We start from the raw sequence: 25,595 nt of genomic DNA, 5'->3' as shown, positions 1-25,595 counted from the left end.
TCCGACCTTTTTATTTTAGGTAGGATGAATAATGAGCTACTGGATAATTGTGATCATAATATGAAAGTTTCTTTGGCAAAACAGGAGCTTTTTAAATTTAGGTATTGATGTTATCTTCGGGCGGTTTTTTTATTTCCGTATATTTGTACTTCAAAATTTCAGACGTAAAATAGCTTTAGGGAGTATTTCATTTATTGAAAGATTTTTATGGCTATTGTATACACAAAAAAATAAAAGCAATTACATGAATATTAAAGATATAATAGAGGAGAAACTTTCGGAGGTGATTTTAAATGTCTATCAGTTAAAAGATATCAATCTGGAGGTTCAGGAGAATAAAACTGAATATGAAGGAGACTTTACGATTGTTACTTTTCCATTGGTAAAACAATTAAAGAAAAATCCTGAGAGTATTGGAATAGAGCTGGGAGAATCTTTAACAGCACAAACCGATTTGTTTGAAAGTTTTAATGTGGTTAAGGGATTTCTTAATGTGAAAGTTAAAAATCAATTCTTTGTTGACCAATTAAAATCCGTAACTCAAGGATTTTCAAAAATTGATAAGAAAGAGGCTACAGTAATGGTGGAGTACTCTTCTCCAAACACCAATAAGCCTTTGCATTTAGGTCATATCAGAAATAATTTATTAGGTTTTTCCGTTGCTCAGATTTTAAAGGAGGCTGGATATGATGTAATCAAGTCACAGATCATTAATGATAGAGGGATCCATATTTGCAAGTCGATGTTGGCTTGGGAAAAATTTGGAAAGGGAGAGACTCCGGAAACAACTCATATAAAAGGAGATAAGTTTGTTGGAAATTACTATGTAGAATTTGACAAAAACTATAAAAAAGAGGTTTCAGAGCTTGTAGAACAAGGAATGGGTGAAGAACAGGCTAAAAAAGAGGCCCCTTTAATGAAAGAAGCTCAAAAAATGCTACTGGACTGGGAAAATGGGGATGAAAAAGTAAGAAACCTATGGAATGAAATGAACACCTGGGTTTATAAAGGATTTAATGAAACTTATAAAAGATTGGGCGTTGATTTTGACCAGGTTCAATACGAAAGCAATACTTACATCTTAGGAAAAGACCTTATTCAGGAAGGCTTGGATAAAGGAATTCTCTACCAAAAAGAAGATGGATCTGTTTGGTGTGATCTGACAGACGAAGGATTGGATCAAAAGCTTTTATTGCGTTCCGACGGGACTTCAGTTTATATGACTCAGGATTTAGGAACTGCAGTGGAGCGATTCAAGCAAAATGATATTCAAAAACTAATTTATACTGTTGGAAATGAACAGGATTATCATTTTCAGGTGTTATTTAAAATATTGAAAAAATTAGGTTATGCTTGGGCTGATCAGTTGTTCCATTTATCTTATGGAATGGTGGAGCTTCCTGAGGGGAAAATGAAATCCCGTGAAGGAACGGTTGTTGATGCTGATGATCTGATGCAGGAAATGTATGCAACAGCTAAATCTAAAGCCCAGGAGCTAGGAAAGCTTGAACATTTATCTGATGAAGATAGAGAAATTTCATACGAAACAGTTGGTTTAGGTGCATTGAAGTATTTTATGCTAAAAGTTGATCCTAAGAAAAAGATGTTGTTTAATCCAGTAGACAGTATTGACTTTAATGGAAATACAGGTCCGTTTATCCAGTATACTTATGCTCGTATTCAATCTTTATTGACGAAAGCAGAATATACTCAAAAAGAGATAGGAGATGTTATTTTGAATCAATCGGAAAAAGAATTGATCATGCAATTAGCCAATTATAAAACGGTAGTGGCAAGAGCTGCAGAAACATTAAGCCCAGCTTTGGTGGCTAATTATCTGTATGATTTGGTGAAATCTTACAATTCTTTCTATCAAAATAATCCGATTATGATCCAGGAAGATGAAAATGTAAAACAGACCCGTTTAAATCTGTCAGACCTTACGGCACAAACCATAAAGAAATCTTTAGGGTTACTGGGAATAGGAACTGTAAACAGAATGTAAAATATAAACCTCTTGATTCAAGAGGTTTTTTTTATGAAGTGGATTTGTTTTGTTCAGATTGATTTTTATGACTGTCCTCATATAATTTGGCGTCACTCCATTTCGCATGTTTGGACGGAATAATTTTGTAGCCTCTTTTATACGAATATACTTTGGTGAATTCAGCGCCGAAAAATATCAGCATACAGGAATAATTGATCCACATCATAATAAGGATGACCGTTCCTGCGGTACCAAAAGTGGAGGTAGGCTTAAAATTACTGAAATAAAGGCTTAATAAAAATTTACCCAAAGTAAATAAAATCGTTGTTAATATAGCTCCTTTCCACACGGGTCTCCAGTTGATCTGAACATCAGGAAGAAATTTGAACATCAATGCAAATAATAACATAACGAGAGCAAAACCAACTGCAAAATTGACCAATTCTACCAGCATATAGGTTTCAAATCCGAAATAATTCGTGATCCATGTATTAAACAGGCTTATCGCAGAAGAGAGGATCATAGTAATCATTAATAAAAATCCAAGAATAAGAATCATTCCTAAAGAATTAGCCCTATCCAGAAGAAATTTAATTAATGCTTTTTTGGGTGCTGACTGCACATCCCAAAGCGTATTTAATGAATGCTGTAACTGAAAAAACAAAGTGGTGGAACCAAAAACTAAAGAGCCTATTCCTACTGCCTTCATGAAAATATTCTGTTTGTCAATCAGTGCTCCGGCAATCATGCTTTCTACGCTTTTAGCCACATCGGTTCCCATTAACCCACTGATTTGAGTACTGATCTGTCCGCGGATAGCTTCCTCTCCGAAAAAGTTTCCGGCTATCCATATAATAATAATTAATAATCCAGGGATAGAAAAGATGGCATAATAGGCGAGACTGGCCGAATCTCTTGATGCGGTGGAAGTATTCCATTCCGTGAAAGTATCTTTTAAAACCTCCCAGAAAAATTTTATATTATTGATCATATTAAAATGGATATCCGATTGCGATATTTAAAACTAAATTATCTTTTCTCCAGCTGCTATCTCCAAAATTAATCCTGTTAAAAGTCCATCGGTCTCCTTTTTCATAATAGGGAACTCTTAATGGCATTGCGAGGTCTAATCTTAAAATCAAGATAGAGAAATCAAGTCTTAGACCAACTCCGGCACCGACAGCTATTTCACTTAAAAAATCTTTGGAAAACTTACCTCCAGGTCTGTCATTATTTTTATCATTGATTAGCCAGACATTTCCAGCATCCACAAAAGCAGCGACATTTAAAAACTTATAAAGATTAGCACGATATTCTGCATTCATCTCTAATTTTATATCTCCTGATTGATCAAAGGCAAAATTCTGACCTAATCCTCTTGGGTCATAGCTTCCCGGTCCTAAAGTTCTGGCTCGAAATGCTCGGATACTATTACTTCCTCCCACAAAAAACTGTCTTGAAAAAGGAACTGCATCTGAATTTCCATATGGATAGGCTATCCCTGCAATAATTCGTGATGCAAAATTAGTTTTCTCAGAAAATTTATGATAGAATCTAAAATCATTTTCCATTTTTACATACTGACTGAATGGGACTCCAAAAATTTCTTTCTGTTTGCCTTTTTTTGCATTAGCGCCTGTTACTAAACCGGTAATATTTCCAGCCAAATCAAGTGTACCTTTATAATAGATGGTATTTGGCTTGGTCAGCATCGTATTAGTATAGGTGTAAGAATAGGTAGGCCCAAAAATAAGTTGTTCCTGAACTACTCTTTTTAAATATGGACTTGTTTGACTTTCTGCATCATATAAAGCTGTAACATTGGCTGGAGAAACCAAAGTAATATCAAGTACTTTTAAATCATGTTCTTTTCTAGCATTTTCTTTCCATACATATCCAAAAGAAGCTGTGAAATTATTAAGTGTATAATACTCAGTACGATTCTGAAATTCATATCCTAAGCTAATATTTGTTCTTGGAACAAAAGCACTCGAAGAATTGAATCTGAAAGGCGCAACAATCCTTGGAATAGATAGTTGAACATTGGCTCCGGCCCGGTACATATTCTTAGCTTGTGATTGACCTCCCATCTGTACATCAAAGGCTCCATAAATTGCTGCTTTAAACTGTTCAGCTCCACGGAAAAAATTTCTTTGGGTCCAGTTTAAATTTAACTCGCTACCAGCAAAGCTAGCGGAGTTGGTTCTCCCTAAAGCTTCCAGACGAAGGGACTGTACTTCTCTGGGAGTTAATAAATAATAGGCATCAAACTTATGCTGTAAAGAATCTGAAACAATAAATTCATTCTTCACGAATTTGAAAACTCCCAGACTTATCAAACGATTCAGAGAGAGATTATGATTAGTTCGGTTGTATAGATCTCCTTTCTTAAAATATAATGCTCTGTCAAAGATTTTCGGCTTAAACTTATGCTGTGGATCAATCACATAAATATCATCATACGCATATTTTGAAAGAGAATCTGGATTCATCGGAACACTATATTTACCATTCTTGACATCCTGAAGATTATAGTTAGGGAAGACGATTACTTTATCAATTCCAAATTGCTGAGTGGCTAAATCCGGAGTATCATCTTTTAGTTTTACATTAAGCTCAACTTTATGATTTTTTGCGACTGTACTGTCTGCCTGAACAATAATATTATCAGGATGGAAATAATAGAACCCTTTTTCTTTTAATCCATTATCAATTCTGTCCCGCTCTGATTTAATCACACCAAGGTCAAATGGATTTCCATTTTTAAGAAATGTTTTATTTTTTAAGTTCTGAATTTCCTGATTGACTAATGTAGAATCTTTTTGAAACTTTACATTACTGATGAGATACTGAGCACCAGGTTTCAAAGTATAGGTTACTCTTGCTTTCTTATTCTTAGAAATAGTATCATAAGTTGCCTTTGCATTAAAATATCCCTTATTCTCAGAATAATTAACAATAATATCTTTATTAAACTCCCGGTCAACATCACCGAGTAAGACGGGTTTTTCACCAACCTTATATTTTAACCAATAATTGAACCCTTTGTCTTTTTTAGGTTCTTTAGCAATATTATAAAAATACAATCTCGGACGTAGTCCTAAAATTGTGGAATTGGGTTTTGGAACTAAATTTTCCTCCAGGGCGGCCTGAAGTGCTTTTTTTTCTTTTTTCGGAATAGTATCATTTTCAATTTTTACTTCTGCACCCGTGTAAAGCATTTGTCCTTCCTTGAGATACTTCGTATTGCTACATGAAAGACTAACTACCGTAATTCCAGAGTAAAGAAAATATTTTAGATATGTATTGAATTTGTTTCCCATTATTTAAATTCTACCACTTGGTTATTCTTGTTTTCTTTTTTCGGTCTGTCTTTTTTGGATTTTTGGAAAATATCACGGAATTTATCATAATCCAATGTGATGATAAAACCAACCCCTGTTTCAATAATTTGTCCTTGCAGCGCCACCTGATATTCATCTTTACGGTAAGCCCTCAACATATACCGTCCATCTTTGGAAAGACTATAATCTACAGTAACATTTCCTGCAATATTGGTTGTACTCTCATTTTGTCTGGCATCACCTTCCAATCCGAAATTACTTCCTACTGTTACTTTTAGACGATCGTTCAGTAGTTTTTTGCTAATATCAACATTCAGATCGGTTCTTGTATTTTTTTGTCCTGTGGAATAATCTTCAGAAGAGTCAAGTCCAAAATTTAGATCAACTCCCTTGATCAATCCTGATGCTAGATTATTCAGTTGCTGTGAAAGGATTTTACTCACACTCTGTCTGGCCATAGCCTCTGCAGACATTCCTGCACCACTCTGGAAAGGATTTTCTCCTATAAAACGACCCAGTAATAATAAGGCAAAAACCTGTTTATTCATTTCAGACTCCTGTGTTCGGAGTTGCATTAGTTTTTGATCAACAGTTTCTGTTACATTTGATGAAACAGAATTGTTTTTTTTGTCTGTGGTAATGTCAAATGTAATTTGTGGTTTAAGCAATTCGCCTTTCATTTTTAATAAAGTGTTGAAAGGTATTTTCTGTTTGAATTGGTTAATAGTAGTAGAACTTTCGCCACTTATCTGTTGTTCAACAAGGTCAATAGGTGCGACATCAGCTTTATAAACTGCTGTAATATCCATAATGGCAGCAGTTGGTTCTCCTGTCCAGGTGATGGTGCTGCCCTTCTGGATGTCAAATTTTCTTTTCAATAAGCTCACTGAAAGATCATAAGATCCTTTTTCCACCTGATAAACGCCGACCAGAGTTGTTTTTCCGGATGGATCAATTCCACCTGTTAATTCTGCCTCTCCCTGAAGTTGTACAAAATCCCCATTAGCTTTATCGATGATGATAGACATTTTAGCTTCTTTACTTACTTCAATATTGACACTAACATCCATTCCTTTGATACGGCTTTGAGCTTTCAAAGAATCAGCTTTAATAGTTTTGTTTAAAACTACCTGATCCTGATCTACAAATTCTACAATACCATCTCTTTCCTGTAATGACGGACTGGATTGAGGCAGTACAAAGGTGAAATCTGTATTGTCAGCAATGGCTAATCTTCCGTCTACTTTTGGTAAGTCTAAATTTCCACGAATGTGTAATCCCGCATCAATCGCAAGAATCCCGTACATCATGGCATCATTGGATTTTTCAGAACTTACTACTTTGAAATCCTTAGCATTTACGTCAAGATTAAATGCGAAATCTCTGTAAGTTTGAGTAAGGACCTGTCCGTTTACGACAAGTGCATTCCCGTCTTTATCATTAATTTTAAACTTATTGAATTCGATACCTCTGCTGGTAAAATCAATCTCGTCGTTTAGTTTCCTGAAATCACTTCCGGTTTTAGCGATTTCAAGGCCTACATTATTAAATTTTACTTTACCTAATATATTAGGTTTGTCGGTATTCCCGGTTATTTTAAGGTTGCCTGAAAGATAACCTTCTGTATTGGTAACCGCATTCATAGAAAACCCCTGAACACTTTTCATCTGGAGCTTATTGATGGCCATATTAAGATCAAATGTACTGGAAGAAGTGTTATAGTCTCCCACGATTTTTACATCATTATCATTACCGGATAATGCTATGTCAGCATTTAAAAGCTTAGATGAGGTGCTGTTGACCTTTATTGCGAGATTCCCGATCGGATTTCCATACACAAAAAGATCTGAAACATTAAGGTCAGAAGTGAATGTCATGTTTTTTGTCAGATCTCGAAGCTGGGCTGTTCCATTGATCGTTCCTTTGGCCAAGAGAGAATCTTTTTTAATAATCTCAGTAATGGTTTCTATTTTGAAGTCTTTTAATGAAATATTTAAAGGGCTATTAGGAGAAGTGCTTTCAGACTGTAGGGAAATTTCACTTCCGGCATTCGAAAGTTTGAAATTATCTGCCAGAATTCCTTTATTACTGATTTGTATTTTATTTCCTTCAGCAACAATCCAGTCATTATAATTTAATTTTAAACCATTTGGATTCAGGGAAACTTCAGTAATATCATTCAACGATTTTGCACTTCCTGCAATCAGGAATTGGGTGACATCTTTTTGATCCTTGGTGGTGATATTGTAATTAATTGTATTGTCTGACACGTCGCCACCCACATTAATCTTATTTAATGCAAAACTCGAACTTTTTAAAGCGCCTACATTAAGGTTATACTGTAACGCATTATTCTCATTGGTCACTTTCAATAATGCATTTTCAATTGAGTTTTCACCATATAATAACTGTGGAATCTGTCCATCGATTTCAATTTTTTGAGAATCTGCATTATAGTTTCCAACTAAATTGATCGTTTCAAAACTTTTCAGATCCGGAACAAATTTTCTGATAAGGTCATCATTTTTAATCTTTGCATTAAAGGTAAAGTATTGTCCTGCATCGACCTTTTTAGATTTATCTGGTTTCTGGAACTGATAGTATTGATTAATAGTTTGGGTTAAAGATCCAAAAATCTGGGTCAGTTTATATTTTCCTTTTAATTCAACATCAGCAATCTGCGAGTTGAAAATAATGTTTGTAGAATCATTTGCTGAGCTTGCCTTTAAATTTACTTCCTGTATGGGATATACCTCTTTGGTGTCGGAAAAGGCAAAGTTTTGAAGATTCAAATACCCATTGAGATGGTCAGGATCCAGATTGGTAAAGTCACCATCTATTTTTCCACCAATGATCATTTGTTTATCATAAAAGCCAAGTTTATTGAGATCTACTTTGATGATATCTCCATTAACTTTTATGGTAGGATTTTTTTCATCATAAACTCCGGAAGCCGTCAGTTTCAAATTGGCATTAGGATCATTGGAATCTAAGAGAATATTGTAGACTCCATTGCTGATCTTTCCGGTCAGATTCATATCACGATATTGATATCCCTTATAACTTGCAGAAGCAACATGTCCTTTAATATCGGCTTTTGCTTGTTTAAAATCAAAACTTTCTCCTTTTGCAGAGATCTGTGCAGTAATTGAGCCTATATCTTTGTTTTGTATAATTTTTCCTACTTGTATTGCCTGAAGATTGGCTTTTACATCATATAATTCATGATTTTTTCTGCGCATATCCACTTGAGCAACAACGGCGGTATTTCCGAGAGTAGAATAAAGATTCAGATTAGCGTCAACGACTTTTGTAGTTCCTTTTGCCGTTCCTTTTATACTGAAATTAGCAGGAAGGGAAATAGTAGAAGGGATTGTATTTTTAGGAACCAGATTAAAGATCGTTTTTGCGGATGATGAGAGTTCTCCGATCTTTAAATCATAATATAACTGATCGGGGTTCATTGCATTTTTAATTCTTCCGGATGCTGCAACCCTCAGTTGATCCAATCCCGAAAGTTTAAAATTTTGAATTAATAAATCATTTACACTCCCTTTTACATTTGCGTCTACTGAGAGTATTGCATTTGGATATTTGTTAAACGGAACAGTTGTTTTTAAAGTTGGAACCAAATTTAGAATGTCAGAAAAACCTACTTTGGAATCCTTAATATTGGCAGATATCTTTACCGCACCAAGATTTGAACTTAGCTGCTCAATTGAATTATATTCCAATATAACCTCATCCCGTAAAATAGTCTTTGGGGTTTGGAGATAAAGATCCTTAAGATAGGCCTGTCTTTCTCCATATACAAAATCAGTATTGAATTTCTGAATATCCAGACCTCGAGCTTCCCTGATCTCTGCTGAATTTACAGTTCCCGCAAAAGTATTATTTTCCATTTTGAAACTATGAACCTCAACATTCATCTTTGAAAAATTAAGATGGTTGAAATCCATTCCCTGCTTTGTGGGAGCGATCGCCGTGTTATTGTAAGCTACTTTTACGTCATTGAGAACCATTTTACCTAAAAGCAGTTTCATAGCTTTTTCTTTATCCGAATTTACAGCCGGTTGAGGTTCTTCTTTTGAGTTTTTGGGATTGGCATTCTGAGCAGGCAAATAAAGATTGGCATTGATGTCTGCTCCGGAAAGAACAAGATTTGCTACGTTATAAGAATTATTATCTAAGTCAAGTTTGTTAACCTTTGTACTTAATTCCTTAAATAAAACTTTTGCAAAAGTCTTAGTATTATCATCACCGTAGTCAATATCAAAATTGGTGAGTTTAATTCCTCTTAAGCCGATATTCATTGGTTTTTGCTGATTAAGAGAATCTACTTTCTTTTCCACTTTCCTGGAAACTTCCTCTACAATATCCTGCTTCAGTTTTAGTTTCAACCCGTCAAGATTGATATCATTTACAGCATAGGTGTTTTTACTTAGGTCAAAAGTTTTTACTCTTGTATCAAAAGATTTAAAGTATAATTTGATATCATTTCGTGACTGCTGATCATTAAAAGTAACACCAATATCTTTTAATTTAATTTTATCCAATGAAATTATAAATGGCTTAGAAGGGCTTTCTTCCTTATCTGAAGTAGCGAAAGCATCAATGATATAATCAAAATTGAATTTTCCATCTTTTTTTCTAACCACATTAGCATCCACTCCTTCCAGATCTATAGAAGTAATATCTGCAGTAGAATTAATGAGTTTAAGCATATTTAAGCCAACGTCCAGTTTTTTAACTGCAAGAAGGGTATCAACATCCTGTCCCTTTAAATAAAGATTTTCCATAACAAGACTGTTAGGGAAACCTATATAAACCTTTTCAAGGCTGACTTTTGTTTTGATTTTTTTTTCCAGATAGACAATAAGTTTGTCTTTGATGAAGTTTTGAACTGCCGGAAGACGTAGGCTCAGTATAAGGAGAGTAAAGAATACCAATATACATATAATGGTTATAGCTATACGCCTCAGGAGTTTTCTTATATTAATTTTTTGTTTCAAATGGAATTGGGTTTATAACAAAGATAATGATACTATTTAAAAAATTACCTGATGTGGTACCCTGATGAGAATGCAAAAATCCTGCCTTGGCTGTCATTTATGGAATTTTAGTTGAGTCGAAGTGAAGTGAATAGTTGAGATAATAGCCAAGGCAAGGATTAATTTTTTTCTTTAAAATGCCCCCTTTTTATTCATTTTTCAAGTATGAAAAAGGTGATGAAAATGAATTTAATGTTAGTTAGTGTCAAAAGGGGGCGTGACATAGTTGAAAGATTTAGTTAAATATTTTTTAGGGGTTATTATTCTCCCATTGTACTTCTTCTCCCTGAGGTGATGCTCCACCCTGAGCTTCAGTAATAGGGTTTGTTTCCTGATTGATATGGTAGATGTATGCTGCAATTTTTTCGGCATCACGCCCTGTGATGGTTCCTTCCTTAATGAATGGTCTCATAGTCGGATTATTCGGTGAACCATTTTCAAGCATCCAGAACACATTTTTAAACAGGCTTTTTTCTTTGACGTTGATCCAATGAGTATCGGTCAGATTGGGTCCAATACCACCTTTGCCCCCGTCACCATGGCACGTCACACAATTTGTTTTAAAAAGCTGTTCTCCTTCTGCAATATGATCTGCATTGTACTTTGCTGTTTCCAGGTTAATATTGGGCGCATTTTTCTCATAATCTGCAATAGAAGCCAGCATGAATTTAGTTTCTTTATCATACTCCACCTCAGGGTGTGCATAATCTGTAAAGGCAAAGGCAAGCATGTATACAGCGCAGAAGATCATTCCAAAATAGAACAAGCCTATCCACCATTTAGGTAATGAATTATCAAGTTCTGTAATCCCGTCGAAACCATGGTCGATGAGGATATCTTTCTCTTCAGTTTGTGACTGCTTTTTAAAAGCCGAATTCCAAAGCTTTTGGAAATACGGAATGTTCTTTTCTGCGAGATATTTTTTCTTTTCACTTTCATCCAGTCTGCTGAATTTTTCATTTTCAACGAGGTCACCTATTGAATTCATGATCAAAAGAAGAATGGTTGCAATCAGTAACAGTGTCCAGAAAAATGGAGAGACGAAATAACCTGAGTCCTGGGCAAACATCTCAAACGCCATAATAGTTAATCCGATCGTTACAATGATATATATTGAAATAGGAGTTCTTGTTTTCATTTTACATTCATTTTAATAATTAGTCAACACTCGCAGTCTTAATATCTGTGGTTTTGATATCAGTCCCTAATCTTTGAAGGTAGGCGATCATAGCTATGATTTCCCTCTGCTCAAGAGGTATAAATGCTGAACCTTTCGCTATTTTATCTTTTTGAACCTGGTCTCTTACATCGGTTGCTTCAGAATAGATTCTTTTTACAATCGCTCTAGACTGGTTATCCGCCCATTGATTTGCAGAATCTATCTCAGCTTTTGTGTAAGGAACATCAAATGTGTTTTTCATTAATTCCATTTTGTTGGCCATTTCAGAACGATCGAGTCTATTGGTAATTAGCCAAGGAAAACGGGGCATAATAGAACCTGCAGAAGTAATTCTGGGATTGTACATATGTTTAAAATGCCATGAATCCGGATTTCGGCTGCCCTCTCTGTGTAAATCAGGTCCTGTTCTCTTAGAGCCCCATAAAAATGGCCTGTCATATACGAACTCTCCAGCTTTTGAGTACTGTCCGTTTTTACCATCAAATCTCATCACCTCATCACGGAAAGGTCTTATCATTTGGGAGTGGCAGGAATTACAGCCCTCCCGGATATACAGATCCCTTCCTTCAAGTTCCAATGGAGAATAAGGTTTTACAGCAGTAATCTGCGGTAGGTTACTTTTTATGGTAAGAGTAGGGACGATCTCAACCAATCCGCCCACCGAGATTACAATGAAAGCAAGTATAGAAAGTAATTTAGGTGTTCGTTCAAGCCAAAGGTGAGCTCCTTCACCTTCTTTTCTGTGGCTTCCGATATTTGCCAGAGCCGGAGCTTCTGCCGGAACTTCTTTTTGGAATGATCCTGCTTTGATCGTTTTAATGACATTTACTACCATTAGTACTGCTCCTGACAAATAAAGAATCCCTCCTATAAATCTCATTTTGAAGTAAGGAATAATGGCAGTGACAGTATCCAGCCAGTTTTTCCATAATAAAGTTCCGTCCGGGTTGAATTGTTTCCACATCAATCCCTGAGTAAATCCTGAAATATACATAGGGACTGCATAGAAGATAATTCCTAAAGTACCCAGCCAAAAATGCCAGTTGGCTAATTTTTTAGACCAAAGCTCAGTTCTCCACATTATGGGGATGAGATAATAAATAACTCCAAATGCCATGAAACCATTCCATCCTAATGCTCCTAGGTGTACGTGGCCAATCACCCAGTCCGTATAATGTCCGATCTTGTTTAAAGATTTTGTGGCTAAAAGAGGTCCCTCAAATGTGGCCATTCCATAGCAGGTTACTGCAACCACAAAGAATTTAAGAATAGGATTTTCCCTCACTTTATCCCAGGCGCCTCTTAAAGTAAGAAGTCCATTAAGCATTCCTCCCCAGGATGGTGCAATAAGCATAATAGAGAAGCCTGTTCCCACAGCCTGAGCCCAGGCTGGAAGGGCAGTGTATTGAAGATGGTGAGGACCTGCCCAAAGGTAGACGAAAATAAGTGACCAGAAATGGATGATAGAAAGTTTATAGGAGAATACAGGACGGTTGGCTGCTTTAGGCATGAAGTAATACATCAAACCTAAAACGGGAGTTGTCAATACGAATGCGACTGCATTGTGGCCGTACCACCATTGTACAAGAGCATCTTTTACCCCGGAATATGCGGAATAGGATTTCCAGCTTGTAAATGATAATGGAACTTCTAAATTATTAAATATATGAAGCATAGCTACTGCAATCCATGTTGCAATATAGAACCAGATCGCTACATATAAATGTCGAACCCGTCTTTTAGCGATAGTTCCAAACATATTGATCCCGAAAACAATCCAAGAAAAAGCAATTAAGATATCGATTGGCCATTCATGCTCAGCGTATTCTTTTGAGGTATTGATTCCCATTAAGAAGGTTATGACCACACTGATGATCATTATTTGCCAGGACCAGAAATGGATCCATGAAAGGGTATCACTGTACATTCTTGTTTTGAGTAGCCGTTGCATACTGTAATACGCGCCACAAAAAAATGAATTACAGACAAAAGCAAAAATAACAGCACTGGTATGCAGCATTCTGATCCTCCCGAATCCCATTGCTCCCTGTGTATTGATTAACCCCTGGATATTACCGCTTCTCAAACTTTGGATCGTTACATCATCAGTTCCAAATAAAAATTCAGGTAATTCCGGATAGAAAAGCATTAATGCCGCTGTAAGCCCCAGTAAAAAACCGATAAGGCCGAATGTAATAGTAGCATAGAGAAATGCTCTGACAATAGTATTGTCATAATTAAATTTTTGCGTCTCCATAATTCCAATAGTTGTTGTATAGAATGATAATTATTGCTACGGGGCCTTTAAAGCTAAATCCGATTAAGAAATAAATATCATGTAACGTGTATAATGTTTTGCCAAAGGTATTTATTAACTTTGTTTGAGGCTAGTAGCTATTCTTCTAAACTATACCAAAAACTACTAAAACAAATGCAATGAAAATATGTGGACAAAATATCAGAAAAATTCGTAGAAGTAAGGATTTAACACAGGAGTATATGGCTTTTGAAATGGATATTTCACAAAAGGCTTATTCTGATATTGAAAATTCTAAAGTAAAGATCAATTTTGATGTCCTAAATAAGATCTCAGATATTCTTGAAATTAAGCCGTCAGATGTTTGCAGTATCTCTCATAAATGTGGAACAGACGGGTATGAAGACAAGTATCAGTCACTTTTAGAGTATATAAAAAAGAATAATATCTCAATTCCGAAGGAATATTTGTAAGAAATCCCTTGTCTTTTTCGTTTTAATTCTTTAAAAATGAATGGTTTGAATGTTCTTATGTCTTCATAGAAGGTGAATTTCTCTAAAGTTTTATATATTTAGGCCCAAATTCATTTTATGAGCAACGAACAGAAAACCGAATCCAATAATGGGTCTCTAGTCAGGGGATTAACCAACAGACATATTCAATTAATTGCCCTTGGAGGAGCTATAGGAACGGGATTATTTCTTGGGATTGGTCCCGCTGCAGTTTTAGCCGGTCCATCCGTTATTCTTGGCTACGCGCTGGCGGGGATCATTGCATTTTTTATTATGCGTCAATTAGGTGAAATGGTTGTTCAGGAGCCTGTTTCGGGAAGTTTTAGTCATTTTGCTTATAAATATTGGGGAAATTTTCCTGGATTTGCCTCCGGCTGGAACTACTGGATTCTTTATATATTAGTTAGTATGGCTGAACTTACAGCGATAGGGCACTATATTCATTTTTGGTGGCCGGAAATTCCGCTCTGGGTTTCCAGTTTATTCTTTTTTATTGTTATTAATGCGCTTAATCTCGCTTCGGTAAAAGTATATGGAGAAACTGAATTTTGGTTTTCTATTATAAAGGTGGTTGCCATCATTGGGATGATTGTTTTTGGGATCTATTTGCTGTTTAGCGGAACTGGTGGGGATAAAGCAAGTATTTCAAACCTATGGAATGATGGAGGTTTTTTCCCTAAAGGTTTTTTTAATAAAACGGAAAGCGGATATTCAGGGCTTTTTGCTGCAATGGCTATGATTATGTTCTCTTTTGGAGGATTGGAATTAATTGGTATTACTGCTGCTGAAGCCAAAAATCCTGAAAAAACAATTCCTAAAGCTACCAATCAGGTAATTTACAGGATTTTAATTTTCTATGTAGGAGCATTGGTGATTTTATTTTCACTAAGTCCATGGAGAGAGATTACAGAAGGTACAAGCCCTTTTGTTATGGTGTTTCAAAACCTGAATGGATTAGAATTTACAATATTTGGAAAAGTCATACAGTTTAACGTTCTCATTGCAAATGTTCTTAATTTGATTGTTTTAACTGCTGCTTTATCAGTGTACAACAGCAGTGTCTACAGTAACAGCAGAATGCTTTTTGGATTGGCTCAGCAGGGAAATGCTCCAAAATTTCTTACAAAACTGAATAAAAACAGTGTACCTACAAATGCAATCCTTATTTCATCTTGTTTTGCCGGAATTTGCATCATTATAAATAAGCTTGTTCCCGAAAAAGCTTTTGAATATTTGATGGCCCTGGTAGTATCTACTCTTATTATCAACTGGCTGATGATATGCTATACCCATTTAAAATTCAGAACAGAGAAAAACAGATCAGGAGTAAAAACAAAATTTCCGTCCATATTTTATCCCATATCAAATTATATCTGCATTCTTTTCCTGTTGGCTATTTTAGTTCTAATGAGTATTACAGGAATGGAAATTCAGGTTATATTAATTCCTGTATGGCTGGCTTTCTTATTTGTAATGTTTAAATTGTACAAACCAAAAACCAAATAGTTGTAGTGAAAAAATTAACTAAGATATCAGGTTTTCTTCTGGTCTTTGCAACAGCTTTATTTTTTAATACCTATGCTCAAGCTATTGGAAACTCAAGAGAAATTAATATTGCCGGGGTTATTATAGATTCTAAAACAAAGCAACCCATAACCGGAGCTGAGATTTTGGATGAGAACAGTCGTGTAATTGCTTCCACAGATGATAAGGGATATTTTTTCGCAAAATTGAACAAACCTGCAAAAGGAGAAATAGATTTTAGTTTTTCTGTTAAGAAAAAGGGATATCGGAGTTTTAGCCAAAAAGAACATTGGGCAGATCAGAAAGATCCTGGTGCGATCTATTATTTTGGTATCCGGAATAAATGGAGGATTAATGATGACTCTTTTTCAAAAATGCTTCCTGTGAAGAATGATCTTGTTAGTTATGATACTATCATAGACCGTTTTAAGAAGAACGGAGACTTATAAATACAATAATTAAATATGTTATATAAGGATGGATTTTTATCTGTCCTTTTTTTGTGTCACACTGTTTCGTAAATTTATAATTATCAAATACTTATATTAGTTTTATGATTGGCGGTATTTAAGAATAGGGATAGGTAGATTGTCATTTTAGGACAACTTTTTGTTTTTCTGATCATTTAATTTTGCAAAAGTAAATCTACATAATAAAGGGATTTATGATATCAAAAAGAATAATGAAAAGAATATTATTTCCCTTTGCTTTGCTACTTTCATATAGTGTGGCTGCTCAAATTTCACTTCAGGGCTATGCAGGTTCTAAAGAAGCTGAGGTTCTGGGAATTTTTGACAAAGATTTTAAAACAAAATGGAACTATTTTGCTTCAGGAACAATTTCTTATGGATATGAAACCAGAAAGGTAAATGCGGAGTTATATCAAAATCTAAATTACTCTTTCAGTAAAAATTGGGGGATTTCTGCAGGAGCTCATCTATCAAATGAAGATGTTATGCCATCTTTGGGGTTGGCATTTACAAAGGAGAAAGGTGATTTTGGGATCAATTTATTTCCTGCGCTAACCTATTCTTTTGATGCTAAACAATTAGGTCTTGGACTTTATACATTAATGGAGTATACACCGAAAATTAATAAACGTTTTAATTTTTACAGCATGCTGATTATAGAATCTGATTTCAGTTTTAAACAACATCAGCATAGTAGCCAGATTATCAGGCTAGGCTTAGAAACTAAGAAAAAAATCCAGTTTGGTATAGGAAGCACAATTTCCCAAACAGGGACTAATTTTGAAACCAGTACTGATTTTGGAATATTTATAGGAAAGAAATTTTAGTAATATGAATAATAAATTTTTTGCAATTTGTTTAACGTTAAGTTCAATGTTTTGTATGTCACAGACTTATCATTTCCCCGAAGAATCATCTCCTCACGAAGGAACATGGCTGCAATGGCCGCATCATTATCAGCATGGAAATACATATAGGGAAAGAGTTGAACCGACCTGGATAGATATGACTAAAGCATTACAGGGAAATGAGAAAGTTCACATTATTGCATATGATGAAGTGGAAAAGAAAAGGATTCTAAACATTTTGGAGAAGAATGCTGTCCCACTCAAAAATATTGATTTTAAAATCTATCCGACAGATGATGTTTGGATAAGAGATAATGGGCCTATTTTCGTAAAGGATGAAAAAGGAAATCTGTTGATTGAAGATTGGGGATTTAATGGCTGGGGAAATAAGTTTGACTCTGAAAACTGCGATGAAATTCCACAAAAAATAGGACAAGATCTGAGGGTTAAAGTAATTAATTTAAATGAAGAAATGGTCAATGAGGGCGGAGCTGTCGAAACTGATGGAAATGGCGTTTTAATGGCCTGTAAAAGTTCAGTGATCAGTCAAAAAAATGGTTCTGTAAGAACCAAAGGAATAACGCAGCAGGAGGCAGAAGAAATGTTCAGGACCTATTACGGAGTATCAAAGGTAATATGGTTGGACGGTGCAACAGGTTTAGACGTTACCGATATGCATATAGATGGATTTATGAAATTTATTAATCATAATACTATGATTACAATGGATGAGGAAGGTTTGGTTGAAATGGGACTTTCTGATAAGGATATCAATACACTTTATGCTGCAACCAATGTAAAAGGGAAAGAATATAAAAAGATCTACGTGCCTGCTACAAAGAATAAGGTAAAAACGGCTTACGGAAAACAATTAGATGAAAAAGGTTCTTATGTAAATTTTTATGTAGCTAATAAAGTTGTTCTTGTTCCCAATTATGGTGATCCAAATGATCAAGTTGCAAATAAGATTATCCAGGATCAGTATCCTGATAGAAAAGTAGTCGGAATAGACGTAAGAAATTTATATGAAAATGGAGGAATGGTACACTGTGTTACCCAACAGCAGCCAGCAGGAATTTTAATGCAATAAAGGCATTAAAAATTACAGTTTTTGTAAGTACAAACATCAAGGTATAACTGGTTTTCAGTTATACTTTTTCCGTGACTTGAAAAGACTCGCTTGAAAGAAGAAAGGATAAATAAAAAACCACTCTTAAAAAGAGTGGTTTGTAGACCCACAGGGATTCGAACCCCGACTGACGGTACCAAAAACCGGAGTGCTACCGTTACACTATAGGTCTATGTTTTTTTTGGTGGTGCAAATTTATAAATTTTTTCTTTATGTGCAAAAATCTAAGAGAAAAATTCCAGTATTTCATCAATTGTGATGATAACGATTTGTATGTGAATACATTAATTTTTTAGTATAATTAAACTTTTTTGGGAATCAATTAAGACCTATAGATTAATATGGAAAAAAATCAAAATATAAAAAAAGAGAAACTGTTTGATGGGCAGGATTCTGATATGCTTAAATTCTCATTCCCATTAAATGATAAAGGAATGAAAGTTTCGAGTTTCCTAAATAATTCCTTACGAAATTTGGTAAGTGATAAAGGAACAGCTCAAGAAGATTTTGAAAAATTAATTCAGGTAGAAGATTTTGAAAAGAAAGGAAGCTTAATTCAAAACTATTATTCAAAGGAAAATTTGGAAATTTACTATTTCATTGATAATGGTCAGGTTTATTTATTTTCATTCGGGGAGTTTCAGCCGGCCCGTTATATGATATATATTGAAGGAGCCTGGTATTTGTGAGAATGCATATTGAAAGAAAAGATATATCTGTCATGAAATTGATTAATCACAGAAAAACAAAAACCACTCTTAAAAAGAGTGGTTTGTAGACCCACAGGGATTCGAACCCCGACTGACGGTACCAAAAACCGGAGTGCTACCGTTACACTATAGGTCTGTTTTATTTTGGTGATGCAAATTTAAAGCTTTTTTCTATACATACAAGAACTTTTTAAACTTTTTTTTACATTTACATCACTTTTTATTTGCAATAAACATGGTCATAGACTTCAATAATCTCAAAATTAATAATTTACATTCTCATACTGAATTTGAAAAAAAAGTAACTTTTTTTTTAGAAAGTTGGCTTTCGGATTCGAAGACCGTTGAAGTTCAGACTTCAGGTTCTACTGGTATACCCAAGATCTTTGAGATCGAAAAAAGGAAAATGAAAAATTCTGCGGTGATGACCTGTGACTTTTTAGGAATGAAAGAAGGAGATACTGCATTATTATGTTTACCTGTAGAATATATTGCAGGTAAGATGATGATTGTACGTTCTTTTGAAAGAAAGATGAGGTTGGTGGTCGCAGAACCGTCTTTAGAACCTCTAAAAAATCTCGAAACTGAAGTAGATTTTTGTGCGATGACACCATTACAGGTTGAACACTCAATTGATAAATTACATTTAGTAAGAAATCTGATTATTGGTGGTGCAGCGGTTTCAGAGATTTTAAAAAAGAGAATTTCACATATAACGACCCGTATATTTGAAACCTATGGGATGTCTGAAACACTTTCTCATATTGCTTTAAAACAATTGGTGCCCATCGCCGAAGAGTATTTTACCGCTTTTGAAAATGTGAAAATTTCTACAGATGAGCGAGGATGTTTGAAAATTTTTGCTCCTAACGTCAATGATGAGGTTTTGCAAACGAATGATTTAGTTGATATTAGAAATGGGAATCAGTTTAAATTTTTGGGTAGGGTGGACAACGTTATCAACTCAGGAGGAGTTAAGATATTTCCGGAAGAGCTGGAGGCATTGGTGAAAAAAGAAATTCCAAATGAGGTAGTATTTCTGGGGGTTGCTGATGAAAGTTTAGGACAGAAACTCATATTGGTAGTTGAAGGAAAAGAGTCTGAAGAGATAATAGAAATGTTAGCAAAAATAAAATTCGAAAAAAAATTTCACAAACCTAAAAGGGTTATTTTTATCGATCAGATACCAAGAACTCCGAATGGAAAGGTTCATCGAATCGACTTGGGAAAAAAGATTGAATATAATCTGTAATTTTAATTTCAAAATCGGAACCGATGAAAGATTTTTCAAGAGAGCTGAGCTTTAAAACTTCCAGGAGCAGTGGGGCAGGCGGACAAAATGTAAATAAAGTGGAGACTGCAGTTACCGTTCTTTGGAATGTCAATGAGTCTGGATTTTTCAATGAGGATGAAAAAGTTTTAATTCAAAATAAATTAAAGAACAGAATTAATATAGACGGTCTTTTATTTTTAACGGTTTCAGAAAGCAGAACTCAGTTAATGAATAAAAACAAGGCGATTGAAAAAATTATAGAAATTGTAAATAAAGCTTTAATTATTCCTAAAAAAAGAGTGGCTACGAAACCTTCAAAAGGACAAAAACAAAAAAGACTTGATACCAAAAAAAAGATTTCAGATAAAAAGGAAAACAGACGTTTTAAATTCTAATTAGGCCATTTCATAAAAAACATTATTTTTGCCGAAATTATTAAAACGAATGATAAAAAAAATTACTTTTTTGGGAATGTTTTCAATTTCTATCCTATCTGTAGCGCAACAGAAAATCTCAATTATACCATCTGTTGGTTATGCGTGGCGAATTGCTAAAACACCATCGAATATGCCTAAGGATACCAGAGACTATATTAAAGGCTTGAAAAGCGGTGTAAACTTTGATGTTTCGGCTTATTATAATTTAAGTGGAAATATAAATCTGGGATTAAAATATTCTAATTACAGTGCATCCAGTGATGGAAGGATTTCTGTGAGAGATAATAATACAGGACAGACTATTACCGGTAATGTAAGTACTAAAGATCATATTAGTTTTTTCGGACCTGCTTTTATGTTTTCAAACTTTAATGAGGAATCAAATCATAAACTGTATTATGATATTGCATTGGGTGTTATTTCATACACAACAAAAACGGGAAATGTAAAGGGAACGGGATCTAATTTAGGTCTGGATGCCAATGTTGCTTATCAATATGCCTTGTCAAAATATTTCTTTATTGGTCCTAAAATAGGTTTTACAGCTGGAACATTGAGCAAAATGAAATTCAACGGGACAACTGTCGATTTTGGAGATGATGAAAAAGAAGGATTAAGCAGAGTTTCTCTAAGCGCTGCTGCTACATTCCGATTTTAAGTTTTATCTTTGCAAAAATCAAAATAAATGAACAAGCCAATTTCTGAGTTTATAGAGAAATATTATCTGCACTTCAATGCAGCTGCATTGGTGGATGCATCAAAAGGTTATGTTGCACATCTTAAGGATGGTGGAAAAATGATGATAACTTTAGCAGGAGCAATGTCTACTGCTGAGTTAGGGAAAATTCTTGCTGAAATGATCCGTCAGGATAAAGTAGACTTTATTTCATGTACAGGAGCCAACCTTGAAGAAGACTTAATGAACCTGGTTGCGCACTCTCACTATGAAAGAGTTCCGCATTACAGAGATCTTACACCACAGGAAGAGTGGGACTTGTTAGAAAGAGGTTTAAACAGAGTTACCGACACTTGTATTCCTGAAGAAGAGGCTTTCAGAAGATTGCAGAAGCATATTGTTGAGATCTGGAAAGACGCTGAAGCAAAAGGAGAAAGATATTTCCCGCACGAATATATGTATAAAATGATCCTTTCAGGAGTTTTAGAGCAATATTATGAGATTCCAAGAGAAAATTCATGGATGATCGCTGCAGCTGAAAAAAATCTTCCGATTGTTGTTCCGGGATGGGAAGATTCAACAATGGGAAACATTTTTGCTTCGTATTGTATCAAAGGAGAGCTTACGGCTACTACAATGAAATCCGGAATTGAATACATGATGTATTTGGCAGATTGGTATACTAAAAACTCTGCAGGAAAAGGAGTAGGGTTCTTCCAGATTGGAGGAGGAATTGCTGGAGACTTTCCTATCTGTGTTGTACCAATGTTGTATCAGGATATGGAAATGCATGATGTACCTTTCTGGTCTTATTTCTGTCAGATTTCTGACTCTACGACATCTTATGGCTCATATTCAGGAGCTGTTCCAAATGAGAAGATCACTTGGGGGAAACTGGATATTACAACACCTAAATTTATCGTTGAAAGTGATGCGACAATCTGTGCACCATTAATGTTCTCTTATATTTTAGAGAATTCTTAAGATCTCATTTTCACTGGGTAAGTGAACATAAAATACTATAAGAACGCTTCACTTGTTGAAGCGTTTTTTTATTTAAAAATTAAAGGAAATAAATTAATAAGATGTTGCTTTTTGGAGATCTCTGAATTAAAACTTAGATTTTGATTCCAACGAAAATGTTATTTACCTGCTAATCCAGGGAATTTACCAAAACGAAATACCGATAAGCTAAAATTCCTTTTTGAAACTTTGTTAATGAATTGGGATCCTTGTCACTTAATTTTGGCAAGATCTTTTTATTCATAGTATTAAGAAGCCTGAAGAATGATTTTTTCATAACTTTATATTTTTAATGAGAAACATCATTGAAGTTGTAATCATTCAAAAATAATGCAAATTATTAAACAAGTATTATAAGGTATCGATATGGACGAGGTTTTTAAACAACAGATTTATGAAATCACGAAACTTATTCCAAAAGGACGTGTTTCTTCTTATGGAGCTATCGCAAAGGCTGTCGGGTATCCAAATCACTCCCGGCATGTGGGTAAAGCGATGGGAGGATGTCCTAAAAATGTTCCGGCACATCGGGTGATTTCAAGCTCTGGCACTTTATCTGTAAAAGAATTTCAGCCTAAGCTTGAAGCAGAAGGTATAGTAGTCGAAAATTTTAGAATTAAAAATTTTAAAAAACTCTTTTGGGATCCTTTGACTGAATTGTAAATTATTTTTTCCCTTTCAGGCTCTTTACTTCCTCATTTAATCTTTGATTTTCCACTTTTAACAGAGAAATATATTCTTGTAAATTTTCAACAATCGAAAGAGGGATTGTGCTGTTGTTATACTGATAAATACCAGAAGCTGAACTGTCATTAAATACGGGGTGATCATTATTGACAACAATGGATGTGTCGTCGTCTTCATAAATATCTTCCATCGTAACATCTAAGAAATTAGCTATTTTCTCCCATTCAGCTCTTACGATTTTTACATCTCCGCTTTCCTTTCTGCTATAGTTGGAAACGTCTGTGGCAATGATATCAGCAATCTGTTGCTGAGTATATCCCTTTTTCTTTCTAAGTGAGCGTAGTCTTTCTTTTTGCATCTCGCATTTTTTTACAAATATGCAAAAAAATGTACAAATTGTATGTTGGTGATCGATTAAAAACGCAATAAATATACACTATAATTCTAATGGAAATGAATTATTCTTTTTTTACTTTAGAAATCAGAAAAACACAGATTTGAAAAAAGATGGTCGCATATAGTAAGTTCTGGCTATATCTAAATTCAACTTTCTTTTTTATTGAATGTAAAAATATTTTGACGTTTTATATTTTGTAGTACGTAATACAAAATGTAATCGGTAGAATGCGCTTGCAAGCAAACACCAAATGAGAATTGAGGTGTATAAAGTTTGATTCAAAATTTTAAATTTTATAAACAACGAATACTCATACGATTACAAATTCATTTTTGTTTGAAATTGTAATTATTGTATTCAAACAAAAAAACACAACCAATATTATGAGAAAATTATTAATAGTAGCAGCTATTGCGGTTGCTGGTTCAATGAGTGCTAATGTCTTGGCAGAAAACAAAGTTAAAGTACAAGAAAATGGGGGTAATGATGCATTAATTTCATCATTAGTCAGGGACTGGAAAATTACATATGGTTATGGTGACGATGGAAGCGGCTGTATGGTTTATGGTCATTACCTTACAGGGGATAACGGGGTCACAATTTTTACTGCATGTAGGAGGTGTGTTGGGTTCACCGAGATCTGTCCACCTGATGGAGGAGGTTTTGCTTAACAGTATAAATTATGTGAATAAGATTTATCGTATTGATAAGTCATATTAACATCAATAAAATCTAATATAAGCATCATAGCAATTATTTTTTATAATTCCTATAAATGGCAAATAAATAAGTCTTTAGATGCTTGCCCATTAGGAAAATTAATGAGTCTATCTCAAGAGCAAACAAGATATATATATATGAAGATAAGAGCCGCTCTTGGGGTAGCTTTTTATAATCAAAAAACCACATCGAAGTAGGATGAAAAAGATATGTTCAGGAGTACTATTTTTTAGTATTATAATGCTTTTTTCCCAGAAAATGACTTTTAAATCGGATATTCAGATTATTTATAATTTGGAATTTAAATCAGATTCTACACGGAATATAAAAAACAATGAGATACTTGGTTTATATATTGGTGATAAGCAGTCTATATTTCAAGCTGAAAAAAAATATAAACTGGATTCTATTATAGAAAATCAGAAAGTTCTTATATTGCCGAATAGACCCATGTTCAGGGTTAATAGCGTTATATTTAAGGATTTGAAAAAATCCGAAGTCATATTTACTGAGGAGGTAGACAAAATTGTTTTTGGATATGAAGAGCCGATCCAGATGAAATGGGAATTACTTAATGATAAAAAGACCATTTTAACCTACAATTGTCATAATGCAAGGACCTCTTTTCGGGGCAGGAACTATACAGTCTGGTACACAAAAGATATTGCGATCCCCGATGGCCCCTACAAATTTGCTGGTTTACCAGGACTAATACTTGAAGTGTATGATGATCAGGAAAATTTTCATTATAAATTATTACAAATCATCAGACGTCCTCAGGAGATTCTTTATAATAAAGCGATTCATTTTACCGATCGGAAAAAGATAATTGAATCCAAAATCAACTATGCTCAGAAAAATTCTAAGGAGGTAGTTCATTTCAATCCAATCGAAAAAAATTAGAATTATTATTTCATCAGTTGTTAAAAGATCATTTATGAAAAAGTTACCTGTACTTATTTTAGTCTCATCTGTTTTTTTTGGCTGTCAGAGCAAATTAGCACAACCTATAGTAGACTACAGCACCAATTATAAAGAAAATGAAAGAATGTTACTGTCCTTATATTTATCGAAAAAACAAAGTGAACAAACCATGGTGTTGGTTAATAATAAAGAAAGTAACATGGAGCATCTTAGAAAATTAATGGCAGAAAATAAAATAAAAAATTTGAATATAATTAAAGACAGTTCTGAAATAACAAAACTGAGCTACAGTTATAAAAAGACAAAAACTGTTATTATTGTAAATAAAAAATAAGGAAGAATTATGGGCGTAATGGTCTGAATTAAATTAAGAAAGGTAGACAAAATAAGAAGAAGTGGTGATAGCTTTATTTATTTGAAAGTAAAGTTAATTAAAAAGCGGTACA

General features: G+C 34.4%; 22 protein-coding genes and 2 tRNA genes. 15 read left to right on the top strand and 9 right to left on the bottom strand.

The features are described from left to right. Positions 1 to 244: 244 nt before the first annotated feature. Entirely contained in the window at positions 245 to 2,005 is a 1,761-nt protein-coding gene (gene argS, locus CEY12_RS11100) for an arginine--tRNA ligase (RefSeq protein WP_089027757.1), read from the top strand. A 31-nt stretch (positions 2,006 to 2,036) separates the two neighbouring features. Here the strand turns inward: argS and CEY12_RS11095 are convergent, their stop codons facing one another. The 5 genes from CEY12_RS11095 to ccoN all read right to left on the bottom strand — a co-directional run bounded on the left by CEY12_RS11095 (position 2,037) and on the right by ccoN (position 13,819). After that, complete coding sequence (locus CEY12_RS11095; RefSeq protein ID WP_089027756.1) at positions 2,037 to 2,978, bottom strand: YihY/virulence factor BrkB family protein; 942 nt, start codon at positions 2,976 to 2,978, stop codon at positions 2,037 to 2,039. A 1-nt stretch (position 2,979) separates the two neighbouring features. Next, positions 2,980 to 5,310, bottom strand: coding sequence for a BamA/TamA family outer membrane protein (locus tag CEY12_RS11090; RefSeq protein WP_172821031.1), 2,331 nt, complete (start codon positions 5,308 to 5,310; stop codon positions 2,980 to 2,982). Then, complete coding sequence (locus CEY12_RS11085) at positions 5,310 to 10,343, bottom strand: translocation/assembly module TamB (protein ID WP_089027754.1); 5,034 nt, start codon at positions 10,341 to 10,343, stop codon at positions 5,310 to 5,312. The genes CEY12_RS11090 and CEY12_RS11085 overlap by 1 nt, the downstream gene beginning before the upstream one ends. 289 nt (positions 10,344 to 10,632) lie before the next feature. Beyond that, complete coding sequence (locus CEY12_RS11080; protein WP_089027753.1) at positions 10,633 to 11,520, bottom strand: cbb3-type cytochrome c oxidase N-terminal domain-containing protein; 888 nt, start codon at positions 11,518 to 11,520, stop codon at positions 10,633 to 10,635. 19 nt (positions 11,521 to 11,539) lie between these two features. Next, complete coding sequence (gene ccoN, locus CEY12_RS11075; protein WP_089027752.1) at positions 11,540 to 13,819, bottom strand: cytochrome-c oxidase, cbb3-type subunit I; 2,280 nt, start codon at positions 13,817 to 13,819, stop codon at positions 11,540 to 11,542. A gap of 179 nt (positions 13,820 to 13,998) precedes the next feature. On the opposite strand from ccoN, the gene CEY12_RS11070 reads away from it, so the two are divergent. The 5 genes from CEY12_RS11070 (at position 13,999) to CEY12_RS11050 (ending at position 18,263) form a co-directional block, all read left to right on the top strand. Continuing rightward, positions 13,999 to 14,292 carry a helix-turn-helix domain-containing protein gene (locus CEY12_RS11070; protein WP_089027751.1) on the top strand — a complete coding sequence of 98 codons (294 nt, stop codon included), beginning with the start codon at positions 13,999 to 14,001 and terminating at the stop codon, positions 14,290 to 14,292. Positions 14,293 to 14,409: 117 nt separating this feature from the next. Further along, on the top strand, positions 14,410 to 15,837 hold the full coding sequence (locus tag CEY12_RS11065) for an amino acid permease (protein WP_089027750.1): 1,428 nt from the start codon (positions 14,410 to 14,412) through the stop codon (positions 15,835 to 15,837). A 5-nt stretch (positions 15,838 to 15,842) separates the two neighbouring features. Further along, positions 15,843 to 16,304, top strand: a complete 462-nt coding sequence (locus CEY12_RS11060; protein WP_089027749.1) for a hypothetical protein — start codon at positions 15,843 to 15,845, stop codon at positions 16,302 to 16,304. A 233-nt stretch (positions 16,305 to 16,537) separates the two neighbouring features. Beyond that, entirely contained in the window at positions 16,538 to 17,152 is a 615-nt protein-coding gene (locus CEY12_RS11055; protein WP_157676807.1) for a hypothetical protein, read from the top strand. Positions 17,153 to 17,207: 55 nt separating this feature from the next. Next, positions 17,208 to 18,263, top strand: a complete 1,056-nt coding sequence (locus CEY12_RS11050; RefSeq protein ID WP_228409680.1) for an agmatine/peptidylarginine deiminase — start codon at positions 17,208 to 17,210, stop codon at positions 18,261 to 18,263. A gap of 140 nt (positions 18,264 to 18,403) precedes the next feature. Here the strand turns inward: CEY12_RS11050 and CEY12_RS11045 are convergent. After that, positions 18,404 to 18,474, bottom strand: a tRNA-Gln gene (locus CEY12_RS11045). Between the two features lie 169 nt (positions 18,475 to 18,643). On the opposite strand from CEY12_RS11045, the gene CEY12_RS11040 reads away from it, so the two are divergent. Next, the gene (locus CEY12_RS11040) at positions 18,644 to 18,991 is read left to right on the top strand and encodes a hypothetical protein (protein WP_089027746.1); all 348 of its coding nucleotides are present in this window, start codon (positions 18,644 to 18,646) and stop codon (positions 18,989 to 18,991) included. A gap of 86 nt (positions 18,992 to 19,077) precedes the next feature. Here CEY12_RS11040 and CEY12_RS11035 read toward each other — a convergent pair. Continuing rightward, positions 19,078 to 19,148 (bottom strand) — tRNA-Gln (locus CEY12_RS11035). Between the two features lie 99 nt (positions 19,149 to 19,247). Between CEY12_RS11035 and CEY12_RS11030 the strand changes: the two genes are divergently transcribed. The 4 genes from CEY12_RS11030 to CEY12_RS11015 are packed head-to-tail and all read left to right on the top strand — an operon-like array spanning position 19,248 to position 22,382. Then, the gene (locus CEY12_RS11030; RefSeq protein ID WP_089027745.1) at positions 19,248 to 20,264 is read left to right on the top strand and encodes an AMP-binding protein; all 1,017 of its coding nucleotides are present in this window, start codon (positions 19,248 to 19,250) and stop codon (positions 20,262 to 20,264) included. 23 nt (positions 20,265 to 20,287) lie between these two features. Beyond that, on the top strand, positions 20,288 to 20,680 hold the full coding sequence (arfB, locus tag CEY12_RS11025; protein ID WP_089027744.1) for an alternative ribosome rescue aminoacyl-tRNA hydrolase ArfB: 393 nt from the start codon (positions 20,288 to 20,290) through the stop codon (positions 20,678 to 20,680). A 49-nt stretch (positions 20,681 to 20,729) separates the two neighbouring features. Next, positions 20,730 to 21,380, top strand: a complete 651-nt coding sequence (locus tag CEY12_RS11020) for a hypothetical protein (protein WP_089027743.1) — start codon at positions 20,730 to 20,732, stop codon at positions 21,378 to 21,380. A 27-nt stretch (positions 21,381 to 21,407) separates the two neighbouring features. Then, positions 21,408 to 22,382 (top strand): deoxyhypusine synthase family protein, encoded by a 975-nt coding sequence (locus CEY12_RS11015; protein WP_089027742.1) that lies wholly within the window; start codon positions 21,408 to 21,410, stop codon positions 22,380 to 22,382. 169 nt (positions 22,383 to 22,551) lie between these two features. Here CEY12_RS11015 and CEY12_RS22465 read toward each other — a convergent pair whose 3' ends face one another. Further along, positions 22,552 to 22,698 (bottom strand): hypothetical protein, encoded by a 147-nt coding sequence (locus tag CEY12_RS22465; protein WP_172821030.1) that lies wholly within the window; start codon positions 22,696 to 22,698, stop codon positions 22,552 to 22,554. Positions 22,699 to 22,787: 89 nt separating this feature from the next. On the opposite strand from CEY12_RS22465, the gene CEY12_RS11010 reads away from it, so the two are divergent. Further along, entirely contained in the window at positions 22,788 to 23,084 is a 297-nt protein-coding gene (locus CEY12_RS11010; protein WP_089027741.1) for an MGMT family protein, read from the top strand. A gap of 1 nt (position 23,085) precedes the next feature. Here CEY12_RS11010 and CEY12_RS11005 read toward each other — a convergent pair whose 3' ends face one another. Continuing rightward, positions 23,086 to 23,466 carry a helix-turn-helix domain-containing protein gene (locus CEY12_RS11005; protein ID WP_089027740.1) on the bottom strand — a complete coding sequence of 127 codons (381 nt, stop codon included), beginning with the start codon at positions 23,464 to 23,466 and terminating at the stop codon, positions 23,086 to 23,088. A gap of 371 nt (positions 23,467 to 23,837) precedes the next feature. Here CEY12_RS11005 and CEY12_RS11000 point away from each other — a divergent pair, with 371 nt between their 5' ends. The 3 genes from CEY12_RS11000 (at position 23,838) to CEY12_RS10990 (ending at position 25,483) form a co-directional block, all read left to right on the top strand. Further along, positions 23,838 to 24,176, top strand: coding sequence for a hypothetical protein (locus CEY12_RS11000; protein ID WP_089027739.1), 339 nt, complete (start codon positions 23,838 to 23,840; stop codon positions 24,174 to 24,176). Positions 24,177 to 24,423: 247 nt separating this feature from the next. Further along, the gene (locus tag CEY12_RS10995) at positions 24,424 to 25,128 is read left to right on the top strand and encodes a GLPGLI family protein (protein WP_089027738.1); all 705 of its coding nucleotides are present in this window, start codon (positions 24,424 to 24,426) and stop codon (positions 25,126 to 25,128) included. 34 nt (positions 25,129 to 25,162) lie between these two features. Then, positions 25,163 to 25,483, top strand: a complete 321-nt coding sequence (locus CEY12_RS10990) for a hypothetical protein (protein ID WP_089027737.1) — start codon at positions 25,163 to 25,165, stop codon at positions 25,481 to 25,483. Positions 25,484 to 25,595 lie beyond the last annotated feature (112 nt).

The organism is Chryseobacterium sp. T16E-39 (assembly GCF_002216065.1).
GTDB lineage: Bacteria > Bacteroidota > Bacteroidia > Flavobacteriales > Weeksellaceae > Chryseobacterium.
The sequence above is the reverse complement of the archived record's forward strand: the minus strand, read 5'-3'. Positions and strand labels throughout refer to the sequence as shown.